Source organism: Streptosporangium sp. NPDC000396 (genome assembly GCF_042898655.1).
Classification (GTDB): domain Bacteria; phylum Actinomycetota; class Actinomycetes; order Streptosporangiales; family Streptosporangiaceae; genus Streptosporangium.
Genome location: NZ_JBIAZA010000017.1, coordinates 148,642 through 162,920 on the forward strand (window position 1 = coordinate 148,642; position 14,279 = coordinate 162,920).

General features: G+C 72.9%; 6 protein-coding genes. 4 read left to right on the forward strand and 2 right to left on the reverse strand.

Features of this window, described 5'->3' with window-relative positions:
- Window positions 1-6 precede the first annotated feature (6 nt).
- The gene (locus ACFY2X_RS26955) at window positions 7-1,398 is read left to right on the forward strand and encodes a class I adenylate-forming enzyme family protein (protein WP_389942799.1); all 1,392 of its coding nucleotides are present in this window, start codon (window positions 7-9) and stop codon (window positions 1,396-1,398) included.
- Between the two features lie 43 nt (window positions 1,399-1,441).
- Here ACFY2X_RS26955 and ACFY2X_RS26960 read toward each other — a convergent pair whose 3' ends face one another.
- Window positions 1,442-7,309: an aminotransferase class III-fold pyridoxal phosphate-dependent enzyme gene (locus ACFY2X_RS26960; protein ID WP_389942802.1), complete on the reverse strand. Its 5,868-nt coding sequence runs from the start codon at window positions 7,307-7,309 to the stop codon at window positions 1,442-1,444.
- Entirely contained in the window at window positions 7,306-9,345 is a 2,040-nt protein-coding gene (locus tag ACFY2X_RS26965; protein WP_389942805.1) for an AMP-binding protein, read from the reverse strand. The genes ACFY2X_RS26960 and ACFY2X_RS26965 overlap by 4 nt, the downstream gene beginning before the upstream one ends.
- A gap of 381 nt (window positions 9,346-9,726) precedes the next feature.
- On the opposite strand from ACFY2X_RS26965, the gene ACFY2X_RS26970 reads away from it, so the two are divergent.
- From ACFY2X_RS26970 to ACFY2X_RS26980, 3 genes are read left to right on the forward strand one after another with little or no spacing between them, the layout of a single operon-like run.
- Entirely contained in the window at window positions 9,727-11,562 is a 1,836-nt protein-coding gene (locus ACFY2X_RS26970; RefSeq protein WP_389942808.1) for a condensation domain-containing protein, read from the forward strand.
- Window positions 11,559-12,335: a thioesterase II family protein gene (locus ACFY2X_RS26975; protein WP_389942812.1), complete on the forward strand. Its 777-nt coding sequence runs from the start codon at window positions 11,559-11,561 to the stop codon at window positions 12,333-12,335. The genes ACFY2X_RS26970 and ACFY2X_RS26975 overlap by 4 nt, the downstream gene beginning before the upstream one ends.
- The gene (locus ACFY2X_RS26980; RefSeq protein ID WP_389942815.1) at window positions 12,335-14,158 is read left to right on the forward strand and encodes an amino acid adenylation domain-containing protein; all 1,824 of its coding nucleotides are present in this window, start codon (window positions 12,335-12,337) and stop codon (window positions 14,156-14,158) included. Before ACFY2X_RS26975 ends, ACFY2X_RS26980 begins: the two co-directional genes overlap by 1 nt.
- Window positions 14,159-14,279: the final 121 nt, after the last annotated feature.

The window sequence follows — 14,279 nt, forward strand, 5'->3', positions numbered from 1 at the left end:
CGGGCGGTGGCCGCAGAGGTGCCGCTCGGGCTGCCGTTCGGCCGTGCCGAGGTGGAGGCCTATCTGGAGACCGTCGTCGACGTGGAGCCGTGGCCCGCGTCGCCGGCGTCGGTCACGGAGATCGCCGAACTGGTCTCCGGGCTGCTGCCCGAGCCGGGCGCGGTGGTGCTCCTCGCGCTGCCGAGTGGCTCCACGCTCCTGCGCCACTTCTTCGGCACCCTGTACGGCGGGGCGGTCCCGGTCCTCGTCGCCCCGGCGACCCCGGCGCCGCGGGTCAGGGAGATCGCCGCACGGCTCGGCGCGAGCCTCGTCATCGCGCCCCACGGGCGGGCCCGGCCGTACGGAGTCCCCCGGGAGCACCGGGGGACGGAAGCGGCACGCCTGCCCGGCCCGCACCACCGCCATCGGCCGGGCGAAGCGGTCATCCTCACCTCGGGCACGTCGGGGATCTCCAGCGGCTGCCTGCACCGCGTGTCCTCGCTGGTGCGCAACGCCGCGCGGCACGCCGCCGCGGTCGGTCTCACGTCCGCCGACACGGTGCTGGTGAACCTCCCGCTGAACTTCTCCTACGCGCTTGTCGCGCAAGCGCTGGCCGCGCTGGTCACCGGCGCCCGCCTGGTGATCGACGGCCCGCCGTTCACCCCCGCCGGGTACCACGAGACGATCGGCCGCCACGGGGTGACGAGCTCCTCGCTGACGCCTTTCCTCGTGCGGAGCCTCCTTTCGCGCGACTGGTCCCCGCCCGAGGGGTTGCGCATGCTCACCGTGGGCGGCGACTTCCTCGATCCCGGCCTGGTCGCGGGCCTTCTCGCGCGGATGCCGGGCCGTGAGCTCTACCTGACCTACGGGCTGACCGAGGCGGGCCCCAGGGTGAGCACTCTCGCCGCCCACGCGGAGCCGCCCGGCAGGCACGCCTCGGCGGGGCGCCCGCTCGACGGTGTCACGGTGTCGCTGCGCGACGTCGCCGACGGGGTGGGGGAACTGCTGGTCGCCTCCGACACGGTGCTCGTGCGCCGGGTCGGCGTGCCCGAGGGACGCGCCGCGGACTGCTTCACCGGTCCCGGCCGGATCGCGACCGGTGATCTGTTCCGGATGGACGAGGACGGCTACCTCTACTTCGAAGGCCGCCTGACGGACTTCATGGTGGTCAACGGCAGCAAGGTGTCGCTCGCCTCGGTGCGGAGGCTCGCCGCCTCGCTGCCGGGAGTGGTCAGGGCCGCGACGCGGGCCTACCCGGGCGAAGGCGGGGAGGCCCGCTTCGACCTCGACCTCTACGTGCGCGACGTTTCGGGTGAGGCCGTACGGCAGGCCAAGGCCGGCCTTCTCGGGCAGCTGCTGAGGGCCGAGCGCCCGCACCGGATCCGGGTGCTGCCCTGCGAGGAGACGGCACACAAGTAGGCCCGGCGGCGGGCCGGAAGGCCCCGCCGCCGGGCGGCACGCCTCAGGACAGCGAGTCGAGCAGGTCCCGCCATCGCGCGCAGATCCGCTCGACCGCGGGCGCGTCGAACGGGGCCCGGTAGGTCACGTCCAGCATCGCGCCGTCCCCGGTGGGGATGACGTCGAAGAACAGGTCGTGCTTGGCCTCGCCGAGCGGGGCCATCGCGATCCTCGCCGACAGGCCGGGCCATTCGCCCACTTCCAGCGGCGGGTTGACGTCGAACACCACCGTGACCAGGTTCTCCGGCGACGTCCCGGCGAGCTCGGCGATCTCCGCGAGCGGCAGGCGCCCGTGGGACAGGTCGTGGACGAGGTGGTCACGCGTGCGATCGAGGTAGAAGGCGAACTCCTCCCCGGGCTCGCGACGGCTGCGTACCGGGATGACGTCGGCGAAGTGCCCGACCCGGTCGAGGGCGTCATCGGGCAGATCGGCCCGCCGGTCCGTCGAGGCGCCGATGAGCAGGTCGTCTCGTCCGACGGCCTCGTGCAGCACGTAGGCGAAGGCGCAGAAGGCGAGCATGAACGGCGTGCAGCCCCGCGCGGTGGCCCGCTCGCGCAGCAGGTGCCACATGCCGGGGGCCAGCCCGAGCGTGGTCCGCACGCCGGGTTCGCCGGCGTTCCGGAGGCGGTCGTGACCCGGGCCGTCCGGTGCTTCGCCGTCGGGCGCCGCCGGTATGTCATAGCCGCTCAGCCGGTCGCGCCAGTAGGCGACGAGGCCGGCGTCCGCCTCCCGCGGGAGCGAGCGCGGCCACTCCGGCACGCGGACCGGAACCTCCTGCCCCGCGACGATCCGGGCATACGCCTCGGCGATCTGCGGGATCAGCACGGCGTACGACTGGCCGTCGAGGACGAGATGGTGGGCGGCGAGCACCAGCGCGTGCCGGTCCTCGCCGCGCCGGACGAGCGTGGGGCGGAACAGCGGGCCCCCCGACAGGTCGTAGGGGGCGTTCACCCAGGCCCCGATGGCCGCGTCGTACCCGTCCGCCGTCTCACCGGCCAGGTCGATGACCGGCAACTCCACCGGGCCGTACGGCTGTGCCCGCATCCACTCGCCGCTCTCGTCGAACGTCGAGCCCAGCGCCGTGTGGCGGCGGCGCATGACGTCGAGGGCCCGGCGTAGGGCCGCCGGATCGAGCGGGCCGTCCAGCTCGACGACCACGGCCTCGTTGTACGCGGTCGAGCCGGGGCCGAGCCGGCGGCACAGCCGCCGCAGATCCCGCTGCTGCGCGGTGGCGGGCAGGGCCGGTGCGGGCTCCCCGGGAGCCGAGGGTGCCGGTTCGGCGAAGCCCACCTCGCGCAGCCGCCGGACACTGGTCTCCACGGCCTTCAGCAGCCGGTCCACGTCCCCGTCGTCGTGCGCCGTGGACAGGAAGAACGTGCGGCCCTCCCACACGTGGAGCCCTTCGGCGAGCAGGCTGTAGTAGAGCATCTCCAGCTGGAGCGGCTGGTAGAGGTTGGCCATGCCGCGATATTGGAACCGCCACATGGAGCCGAAGGACGCGACGGTGTAGGGCAGCCCGGCGCTCCGCAGGATCTCGCCGAGCGCCGACGTCGTGCGTTCCGCGCGGGCGTTGAGGTCGGCGTAGAGATCCTCCCCGCGCTCCTCCAGGTGGGTGAGCACGGCATCGGCGGCGGCCAGGGAGAGCGGGTGCTTCTGGAAGGTGCCGCCGAAGAGCGTCGTGGGAGAGGCCGGGGCGCTGGCGTCGCCGTAGGTCCAGGCTCCGCCGTCCATCCCGGCGAGCAGCTCGGCGCTGCCCGCGATCACCGACAGGGGAAGACCACCTCCGATGATCTTTCCGTAGGTGGTCATGTCGGGGCGGATGCCGAAGTATCCCTGCGCCCCGCGCAGGCCGATCCGGAATCCCGTGATCATCTCGTCGAAGACGAGGACGATGCCGTGCCGGCGGGTCAGCCGCCGCAGATCGGCCAGGAACTCGCCCGGCTGCTCGGCGGGGTTGCGGCTCTGCACCGGCTCCACCAGGACCGCGGCGATCCGGTCGGCGTGCTCCCTGATGTGGTCGAGGGCGGCGGGATCGCCGTACGGCAGCACGATGGCGTCCTCGACGGCCCTCGCCGAGACGCCCGGCGCGATGGGCCCGGCCTCGCCGAGCCCGCCGGTCGGGCGGCCGAGCACGGAATCGGTGGTCCCGTGGTAGGACCTGGCGAAATACACGACACGGTCCCGGCCGGTGGCCAGCCGGGCCAGCCGCAGCGCGCCCATCACCGCCTCGGACCCGGTGGTGCAGAAGGTGACCCGCTCGTAGCCGGTGATCCGGCACAGCCGTTCGGCCACCCGGTAGGCCAGCTCGACCTGGGTCCCGATCGAGTGGAGCCTGCGCACCTGGGCCTGGACCGCGTCGACGACGAAGTCAGGGTTGTGGCCGAACAGGTGCACGCCGAACCCGAGGCAGTAGTCGGTGTACTCGGCGCCGTCCACGTCCCAGATCCTTGAGCCCTCGCCGCGCTCGGTGACCAGCGGGAAGATCAGCTCCTTGACCTCCGGCCTGAAGTTCGCCCAGGGGCGGCTCTCGGCGAGGTGACGGCGGTGGCGCGCGGCCAGGCGCTTGGACGTGGGGCTGCGGCGCTCCAGCCGCTCGGCGAGCTCGCCGACGTAGCGCCGCTGGTCGGCGGTGAGCGGCGGGCTCGCCGGCGCGCCCGCGCTCTCGGGGACCGCCTGCCGTACCGGGCTTTCCGGGACGGCGGGCGCCGCCGGCGCAGGGCCGCCGTTGAGCGCTCTGAGCTGCTCACGCATGATCTCCAGCTGGGCCTGGATGATGCCGGCGAGGGGGCCGTCGGGGGCCGCCGCCGGCCCACCGGCCGTCACGGCCGTTCCGGGCCCTGCCACGGCCGTTCCGGGCCCTGCCACGGCCGTTCCGGGCCCTGCCACGGCCGTGACGGGCCCGGCCGCGGGCGGCATGCCCGGCTCGGCGGGCGCCTCACCGGCGAGCTCGCGCACGCGCCCGGCGAGTGCCGCCACGGTCGGGTAACGCTCGAACAGGTCAGGCGCCCTCAGATCGGTGGAGAACCGCCGGTTCACCGCGGTGACCAGCCGCATCATCGTCAGGCTGTCGGCACCGAGCTCGACGAACCGGGTCAGCTCGCCGATGCCTCCGGGGTCGCTGCCCAGCAGCCCGGCGAGTTCGGTCTTGATGATCTGCCCTATCGGGGACGGCTCGGGGGACGGCGCAGCGGACACGGTGGTGCCTCGTTCCGGTGAGGGTGAAGACGGTGCTTCAGGCAGGGCGGGTTCGGGCAGGGCCCAGAACCTGGCGTGCTGCCAGGGGTAGAGCGGCATGCCGGGCGGGAGGCGGCGCGGGGTGTAGAGCGCCGTCCAGTCGATGGCGGCACCCCTGGCGTACAGCTCGCCGAGCAGCGAGCGCATCCCGGCGGGTCCGTCGGGGGAGAAGCCGTGCACGGTCTGCGCGCTCGCCCCCGCCGCCGCGGCCGAGGTGATGACACCGGGGCCGTGCGTGGGGCGCGGCCCCAGTTCGAGGAAGCTGTCCAGGCCCGCCCTGGCGAGGGTTTCGACCGCCTCGCGGAAGCGCACCCTGCCGGTCAGCCCGCGAGCCCAGTGCCCGGCGTCCGCCTGTGCGTGATGCAGCAGGCCGCCGGTGACCGAGGAGAAGAACGGGACGAGCCCCGGCCTGAGGCGAAGGCCCTCAAGCTCCTTGGCGAGCCGATCGGCGGCGGCGCCCATGACCGGGTGGTGGAAGGCGAACTCGCCGTCGAGCAGACGGCACTCCACCCCTTCGGCCGAAAGCACGGCGAGGCAGGCGCGCAGCTCGGGCTCGGGGCCCGACACGACGACGCTCGCCGGGCCGTTGTCGGCCGCCACCACCACGCCGTCGGGCAGCATTCCCTCCACCGACGCCGCGGACGCGGCGACGGCGGCCATCCGGCCGAGCCCGCTCGCCGCCTGCATCGCGGTACCGCGGGCGGCGACGAGCCGCACGGCCTCGTCGAGGTCGAGGATTCCGGCCGTATGGGCGGCGGCGGCCTCCCCGGCACTGTGCCCGAGCACGGCCGAGGGGACCACGCCGAAGGCGCGCCACACGCGCGCCAGACCGGTCTGCAGGGTGAACAGGACCGCCTGTGCCAGGTCGGTACGGCGCAGGCGGTCCTTGCCCGCGTCTCCGCCCGCGTCCCCGCCGGTGTCCTCGCGGAGCAGGTCGAGCACGGAGGCGCCGAGAACGTCGCGGAAGGCGGCGTCGCAGGCCAGGGCATGCTCCTCGAAGACGGGATCGGCCAGCAGGCGCCGTCCCATGCCGGGGAACTCGCGGCCCTGCCCGGAGAAGACCATGACGGTGTCGCGCCACCGTGTCGTCCTGGCCGGTTCGGGCGGCCGAGCCGCGTAGGCCTCCAGCTCGGCGCGGAGGCCCTCCTGGCCGGCCGCGGCGAACGCGGCGCGCACCTCGTGATGGGTGCGCCGCAGGGCCGCCCCGGCGCACGCGGCCGTGAGATCGACCGGTCCCCGGGCCAGCCACCGCGCGTAGCGCCCGGCCAGGGCGTGCAGCGCCTCCGGGGTGCGCGCGGACAGCGGCAGCAGCAGGGCGCCGTCCTCGCCGGGCGGCGTCACGGTCTCCGGCCGGTCCGGCGCTGCGGCCACGACGACGTGGGCGTTGCTGCCGCCGAATCCGAAGGAGCTGACCGCTCCGACCCGGGGACCGGGCCATGGGCGCGGCTCCGTGGCGACCGCCAGCCCCTCGGCGCGGGGCAGCCGCGGGTTGGGCGGTTCGGCGTGCAGCGTGGCCGGGATCCGGCCGTGGCGCAGGCAGAGGACGAGCTTGATGAGCCCGGCGATCCCGGCGGCGGCCTCCGCGTGGCCGATGTTGGACTTGACCGAGCCGACGTGGCAGCGGTGGCCCGCGGCGTGGCGGGCGGCGCCGTACGTGCGGGCCAGGGCGCCGAACTCGATGGGGTCCCCGAGCGGGGTGCCGGAACCGTGCGCCTCGACGTAGCCGATCTCGTCCGGCGAGGTGCCCGCGTCGGCCAGGGCCTGGCGGATCACGGCCTCCTGGGCCGAGCCGTTGGGGGCGGTGAGGCCGTTGCTGCGGCCGTCGGAGTTGGCCGCCGAGCCGCGGATGACGGCGAGGATCTCCTGGCCGGCCCGCTCGGCGTCGGCCAGCGGGCGGAGCACGAGAACGCCGCAGCCGTCGCTGCGGACGTAACCGTCGGCCTCGGCGCCGAACGCGTGACATCGGCCGCGGGGGGACATCATGCCGAACTTGGAGAACGACACCCACAGGTCGGGGGCGAGGACGAGGTTGACGCCGCCGACGAGCGCGAGGTCGCACTCCCCGGCGCGCAGGGCGCGCACCGCGAGGTGCACCGCGGTCAGCGAGGAGGAGCAGGCCGTGTCGGTCGCCACGCTCGGGCCGCGCATGTCGAACTGGTAGGACAGGCGGCCGGAGGTGATCGACGCGGCCTGCCCGGTGCTGTAGTAGGCGTCCAGCGGGTTCAGATCCCTGCCGAGCAGGCGCCCGTAGTCGCTGCCGCTGACACCGGTGAAGACGCCGCCCCTGGCGAGTTCGGGGCCGCCGACCGGGATTCCCGCCCGTTCCAGTGCCTCGTGGGCGACCTCGAGCAGCATCCGCTGCTGGGGATCGGTCTGCGCGGCCTCGTGGGGGGAGATGCCGAAGAATCCGGCGTCGAACAGGTCGATGTCGTCCACGCACCCGGCCCAGCGGGTGCTGATGCGTCCCGGCAGGTCACGGTCGGGGGAGTAGAGGCCGGGGACGCTCCAGCGCTCCGGCGGCACCTCTCGTACGGCGTCGCGCCCGGTGTCCAGCAGGTCCCAGAACTCCTCGGGGGAGTTGGCCGAGCCGGGAAACCGGCAGGCCATCCCGACGATCGCGATGTCGGTTCCGCTCACTGGAGCCGCGCCAGAGCCGTGGCCAGGCCGTGCAGGGTGGGATTGTCGTAGACGACGGTCGCCGGGACCTCGATCCGCAGCAGCTGGGCGCAGACACCGGCGAGTTCCTCGGCGCCCAGGGAGTCCAGGCCGTACTGGGCGAACGGCGCGTGGTCGTCGATGCCACCGGGATCGACGCCGATGATGCGGGCGGCGGCCAGCCGCAGGGCGGGGACGAGCAGAGCCGGGGGCATCGCGGCCGTCGTGCCCGTCGTGCCCGTCGTGCCCGTCGTGCCCGTCGTGTCGGCCGGGCCGGTCGCGGGTGAGGCGCCGCCGAAGACCCGGTGGACTTCGAGAACCCCCGCGAGAAGGCGGCGGCGGCATTCCGACCGGCGGATCTTGCCGCTGGAGGTCTTCGGGATCGTGCCGGTGGGCATGAGGGCGATCGTGTCGAGCGTGATGCCGAACGTCTCCGCCACCGCCCGCCGCGCCGCGTCCGCCACCTCGGCCAGGCTCTCACCGGCGACGTCCTCGCGGACCTCGAAGGCGAGCCCGATCCGCTCGTCGTACGCGTCCAGCGCGAACGCGGCGCCGCAGCCCTGGCGCAGGCCGGGGTGGGCGCTCTCCGCCACCTGCTCGATGTCCTGGGGGTAGTGGTTCTGGCCCCGCACGATGATGATGTCCTTGCGGCGGCCGGTCACGTACAGCTCGCCGTCGTCGAGGAAGCCCAGGTCGCCCGTGCGCAGGTAGGGAACCTGGCTGTGATCGCCGGAGAGGCGGGCGCGGAACGTCTCCTCGGTCGCCTCCGCCTTGCCGTAGTACCCGTCGGCCACGCACGGCCCCGACACCCAGATCTCGCCCTCGACCCGGTGCGGCACCTCCAGATGGGTCTCGGGATCGACGATCCTCAGGTCGAACCCGTCGAAGGGCGGTCCGCAGGACACCACGTCCCAGACGTCCTCGGTGTGCAGCTCGATCTGGCCGTTGCCCAGGGAGTCACGCTTGACGGGCAGCCACTTCGCCCGGTGCTCCGGGCCGCCGCCGGTCACGATCAGCGTGGCCTCGGCCAGGCCGTACGCCGGGCGGTGCGCGGTCGGGGCCAGGCCGTACGACCCGTAGACCCGCTCGAACGCGGTGACGGTGCGGGCCCGGATCGGTTCCGAGGCGTCGGCGGAGACCTGCCACGAGCTGAGGTCGAGGCCTTGGCGCTCGGATTCGGCCACCTTGCGCACGCACAGGTCGAAGCCGAAGTTGGGGGCCATGGAGTGGGTGCCCCGGTAGTCCTGGATCGCGCGCAACCAGCGGATCGGCCGGGCGGCGAAGTCCTCGGGCAGCATGAGGACCGAGCGGAAGCCCAGCACCAGCGGGGTCACCACGGAGTAGATGAGGCCCATGTCGTGGAAGACCGGCAGCCAGCTCACCATCACGCTGGTGGAGTCGTGCCCGAATCTCTCGTCGAGCGCGTTCACCTGCTCGATCAGGTTGGCGTGGGTGACCTCGACGCCCTTGGGGGCGGAGGTCGAGCCCGAGGTGTACTGCAGGTAGGCCGCGCCTTCGGTGATCCGCTCCGTCACGGGCCCCCGCCGCCCGCGGTCGGCCGGGGCGGGAGGGTCGAGCCAGGCCAGCTCGGTCAGTCTCGGAGTCAGGAAGGCCAGTTCCCGCACCGACACGTTCGCCGCCGCGGTGCCGACCCACACGCCGGCGTCCTCGATGATCCCGGTCAGCCGCTCGGCGATCCGGGCATACGGCCTGCGCGGCGGGGGAGCGGGTACGGACGGCACCCCCGCGAGCAGGCAGCCGAGGAAAGTCGAGACGAAGTCGAGGCCGCTGGCGTACAGCAGGAGCACGGCCCCGGCGGGACGGTCCAGCGTGCCGAGCCGTTCGGCGTAGTCGATCGCACGGTCGCGCAGGTCGCCATAGGTGACGTCCTCGGCGCGGACGTTGTCGCGGCCGTCGGGGGTCGGCGCGCCGAACCGCAGGTAGGTGAAGGCCACCCGGTCGGGATGAGCCGCCGCGTGACGCTCAAGCGCGCGCCACACGGTCATGGGGGAACTCACGACGACTTACCTCCCGCGCCCGCGCAAAATGAGCGCCGTAGACGTCATAGACATGGGATAGGCCTGCTCTGCCGGAGAGCCGAAGAAATAGAGGTGGCCTCGCGATTCATTCATGTTTGATGATCAACGGAATGTAGTCAAGGGGTCTCTCGGTCGATTTCGCTCCGCTGTAACCCGGCGACCCAACGTCAGATTCTCAAACTGAATGTCATTTAAATTGACGGGTCCGAGAAAAACGACCTCCCCTTGACGTGGTTCGTGCCGGAGTTTACGTTCTCCTGTGCGGACAGCCGTTTGAAAAACGTGCGCGAACTTTTCGGAAATCGTCGTCCGGATGAAAGTGATGCAATGTGAACACCCTTGATGTGGGTGGTAATTGTCATGTCTGAAAACCCGGATCCGGTCCTGTCGCTCGCTCAGCAGAGGCTGTGGTTCCTGGAGCAGTTCGCTCCCGGATCGCCTCAGTACAACGTCGCCTTCGGCTACGACCTGCGCGGCCCCCTGGACGTCGAGGCGCTGCGGCGGGCCCTGTCACGCGTCCACGACCGCCACGACGCGCTCAGGATGAACTTCCTCACCGAGGCGGGCCGCCCCCGGGTGGTGATCCATGACACCCCCTACTCGGCCGAGATCCCGCTCGAAGAGCTGACCTGGTCCGGCGACGATCCCGGCGGATGGGAACGCGCGGCCACCGAGTACGCGATCGAATGGGCGGCCAGGCCTTTCGACATCGCCCGGGATCCCCTGCTCAAGGCCCAGTTGCTGCGCGTCGGCCCCGACCGCCACATCTTCCTGCTCGTCGTCCACCACATGGTCGTGGACGCCTGGTCGGCCCAGATCATCGACGTGGAGATCGGCGAGTTCTACAGCGCCGAAGTCAGCGGCGTGCCGGTGGAGCTGCCACTCCCGAAGGCCGGCTACGCCGACTACGCCGTCTGGCAGCGTGAGATGCTCGGCTCGCCCAAGGTCGAGAAGAACCTCCGCTACTGGCGCGAGCATCTCGACGGGGCTCCTGAGCTGATCACCCTGCCGATCGACCGGCCCCGCCCGCGGGTCCAGACGTTCAACGGCGCCGAGGTGTCCTTTCCCATCTCGTACGAACTGGGCCGGTCTCTGCGGGATCTGGCCCGCGCCGAGCGGGTCACGCTCTTCCAGGCCGCCTACGCCGCCTTCGCCGTGCTCATCGGGCGCTACGCGCGCACGGCGGACGTGGTCACCGGCGTGACCATGGCCGGCCGGTCGCGTCCCGAGTTCGCCTCCACCGTCGGCTTCTTCATCAGCACTCTGCCCGTGCGCACCCGGCTCGCCGACGACCCGTCCTTCCGCACGATCATGAAACGCGCCCGCAACGCGCTGTTCGGGGCACTGGAGCACGACCTGCTCCCTTTCGACATCCTCGTCGACCGGCTCGGCGCCGAGCGGGACCTCTCCTACAACCCGCTGGTCCAGATCGTCTTCAACATGCTGCACGCCCCGCCGTACGGCGTGCAGCTGCGCTGGCACGACCTGGAGGTCCACGGCTGGGGCAGGGAGGTCACCCAGCCCGCGACCCGCTTCGACCTTGAGGTCCATCTCTCGGAGGCTCCCGAGCTCGCCGACGCCGACCTGGACATGCTGGTCTGCTACAACACCGACCTGTTCGACCGCGCGACCGCCGAGGGCCTCGCCGACACCTACCGCAGGCTGCTGGCCGCGGTGTGCGCGAACCCGGACCTGCCGCTCTCTCACATCCACCGCGAACTGGGCGGCGCCCCGGCCGACGCGCAGGTGACCGTAAGAGACGGCGACGGCGTCGTCCTGCCCCGCGGGGTGGTCGGCGAGCTCTGGATCACCGGGGTCGCCGGGCCGGAGCGGACGGGACTGCTCGCCCGGATGCGGGGCGACGGCGAGCTCGAACTGTACGGCGCGGCGGACGCGGAACTGCACATGCGCGGCTGCCGCGTACCGGCCAAGGTCGTCGAGGACGCGATCGTCCAGGAGCCCGACGTGGCGACCGCCCGGGTCAGGAACGCCGACACCGGCCTGGCCGCCCACCTCACCCCGGCGAAGCCCGGCGCCCCCCGGCCCGCCGACGCCGACCTGCGCGCCCGCCTGCGCCGCCGGCTGCCGCCCTTCCTGGTGCCCGCCACGTTCGAGTGGGAGGGCGAGGAACCCCCGCCGCCGGACGAGCCACTGGTCTTCATCGTCACGCCGGACGCGTTCGGGGACGCCCGGTGACCTCACCGTGGTTCTGGGTGCCACGGCGGCGGCCCGGCGCCGCGCTGCGCCTGTGCTGCTTCCCGCACGCGGGGGGCGACGCCCCCTCCTACGCCGGGCTCGCCCGCGAACTCCCCGAGACCGTCGAGGTGCACGCGCTGCGCATGCCGGGCCGGGGCGGATCGAGCACCGAGCCGCGGGCCACCGGTCTCCAGGATCTGGTCGACAAGGTCACCGAGGACATCCTCACCCTGCCGGGACCGTACGCCCTGCTCGGCCAGAGCCTGGGCGGGCTGATCGCGTACGAGGTGGCACGCGCGGCGACGGCCGCGGGCAGGCCGCCCGCGGCCGTGGTGCTGGCCTCGCTGCAGGCGCCCCACCGCTGGCTCCCCGCGGTGGAGAAGCTCCTGGCCGACGGCGTGCCGGCTTTCGGCAGCGCCATGCCCGACCTGCTCCAGGGCTTCGTCGCCTTCCTGCGGGACGGAAACGAGGAGGTCTCGGCCGCGCTCGACGACCCCAGGCTGCGGCAGGTCATGCTGGCCGGACTGTGGGAGGACTTCGCCCTGTTCCGCGGATACGCCTACCGGCCGGAGCCGAAGCTCGGCTGCCCGCTGCACGCGCTGTCCGGGTCCGCCGATCCCGGGGTGAGCGCCGACGACATGGGCGAATGGGCCGCCTACACCACGGGCGCCTTCTCCCTCTCCCGCATCCCCGCAGGCCACCTTGTCGTCCAGACCGGAGGCGCGCACTCGACACGGGTGATCACCCGCCTTCTCGCACCGGAGGATTCCTGATGAAAAGCGATTCGGATATCGGCCGTGCCCTCGCCCGCCACGCCGAGGAGGAGCCGGACAGACCGGCCGTGGTGTCGGCCACAGGCATGCTCACCTATCGCGACCTGGCTCTCCGCGTCGACCGCTACCGCGGCGCGCTCGTCTCCGCGGGGCTGCGGCCAGGTGATGTCGTGGCGATGACCATGGCCGACGGCGCGGACGCGACGGCCGCCCTGCTCGCCGCCTTCGTCGCCGGGACCCCGTTCGTGTGGCTGGACGGCGACCAGCCCGCGGTGCGGCACCGTGCCATCGTCGACGACTGCCGGCCGCGCGGGATCGTCACCACCCCCGAGGGCGCGGCCATGGCCGCCGACCTGACCCGCAGCCCGGCCGTGGTGGTCGTGGCGGGTGACGAGGCGACCGTCTTCTCCGGCGCGAGCGGCGAGGCCGGTTCCGAGGTGCCCGCGGACACGAGCTGCCTGGTCTACACCTCGGGGTCGACCGGCGCGCCCAAAGGCATCGTCCAGCGGTCGGGAAACCTGATGCACTTCGCGTCCTGGTTCGCCGGAGAGGTGGGCCTGGCCCCCGGAGCCCGGATGCTGCAGTGGGCCAGGCCCAGCTACGACGCCGCCTACGTCGAGATCCTCGGTGCGGTGCACGCCGGGGCGACGCTCGTCGTCCCTCCGCCCGAGGTCAAGCCCGACGGCGTCCGGATGCGAGAGTGGGTCGCCACCCACGAGGTCAGCCACGTGTTCACCGTCCCGACGCTGTTCCGCAGGCTGCTGAACGCCAGGGACGAGGCGAGCGCCGCCCCCGCCGGCCACATGCGGTCGGTCACCCTCTTCGGCGAGCCGCTGCACGGGTCGCTGGTCGGGAGCGTCCGGCGGCACTTCCCCGGCACGGTGGTCTACAACATGTACGGCCCGACCGAGTCGACGGTCGCCACCTTCTACCGCGTGCCCGACGACTACGACGGCGCCGTGCCGATCGGCACGGACATCCCGGGGATCGAGATCCTGCTCCGCGACGCACAGGGGGCGCCGGTCGCCGACGGGGAGGAGGGCGAGATCTGCATCCGCAGCCGGTATCTCGCCCACGGCTACCTGCGCAGGCAGAAGGAGACCGACGAGGTCTTCCTGCCCGACGACGGCGACCCGGCGACGCGGCTCGACGGTGACGGCCCCGCGCCGCGGATCTACCGCACCGGAGACCTCGGCCGCCGCCTGCCCGACGGCACGCTGACCTTCGCCGGCCGCCGCGACGGCCAGGTGAAGATCAGAGGCGCCCGCGTCGAGCTGGGCGAGATCGAGTCGGTGCTGCTGTCCGACCCCGCGGTGGCCCAGGCGGCCGTGGGCGTCTTCGGCGACGAGACCGGGACCACACATCCCGCCGCCTACCTCGAACCCCACCAGGGCGGTTCGGTCGACGTGAAGGTTCTCCACCGCAGGCTGGCCGGCACCCTGCCCGCCTACATGGTGCCCGCCGCCTACGTCGTTCTGGAGAAACTGCCGCTCACCTCGACGGGCAAGGTGGACCGGCAGCGGCTTCCCGACCCCCGGTCCCTCTCCAAGCCCGCCGGCCCGGCCCAGGAACCCGCGGCCTTCACCACGGAGACCGAGAAGAAACTGGCGGACATCTGGTGCGAAGTCCTCAACCGGGATCACGTGGACCCGGAAGACGACTTCTTCGCCCTCGACGGCCACTCCATGCTCGCCGTCCGCATCACCGCGGCGGTCGCCGAGGTCTTCGAGGTGGAGATCCCGGTTCGCGCGGTCTTCGAGTTCCCCACAGTGCGGGAACTCGCCGCCTACGTCGACACCGAACGCGACGCCCTCCCCTCCTAGGGCGTGCTCCGCGGGTTTCCTCCCACCGCGGGCGCCCCGGCGGCGCCCGGCCGTGACGCCGCCGCCCGCTCCCTCGCGTGGGGCGGGCGGCCTCGGAGGAGCGCCGGGGCTCTCCCCCGGA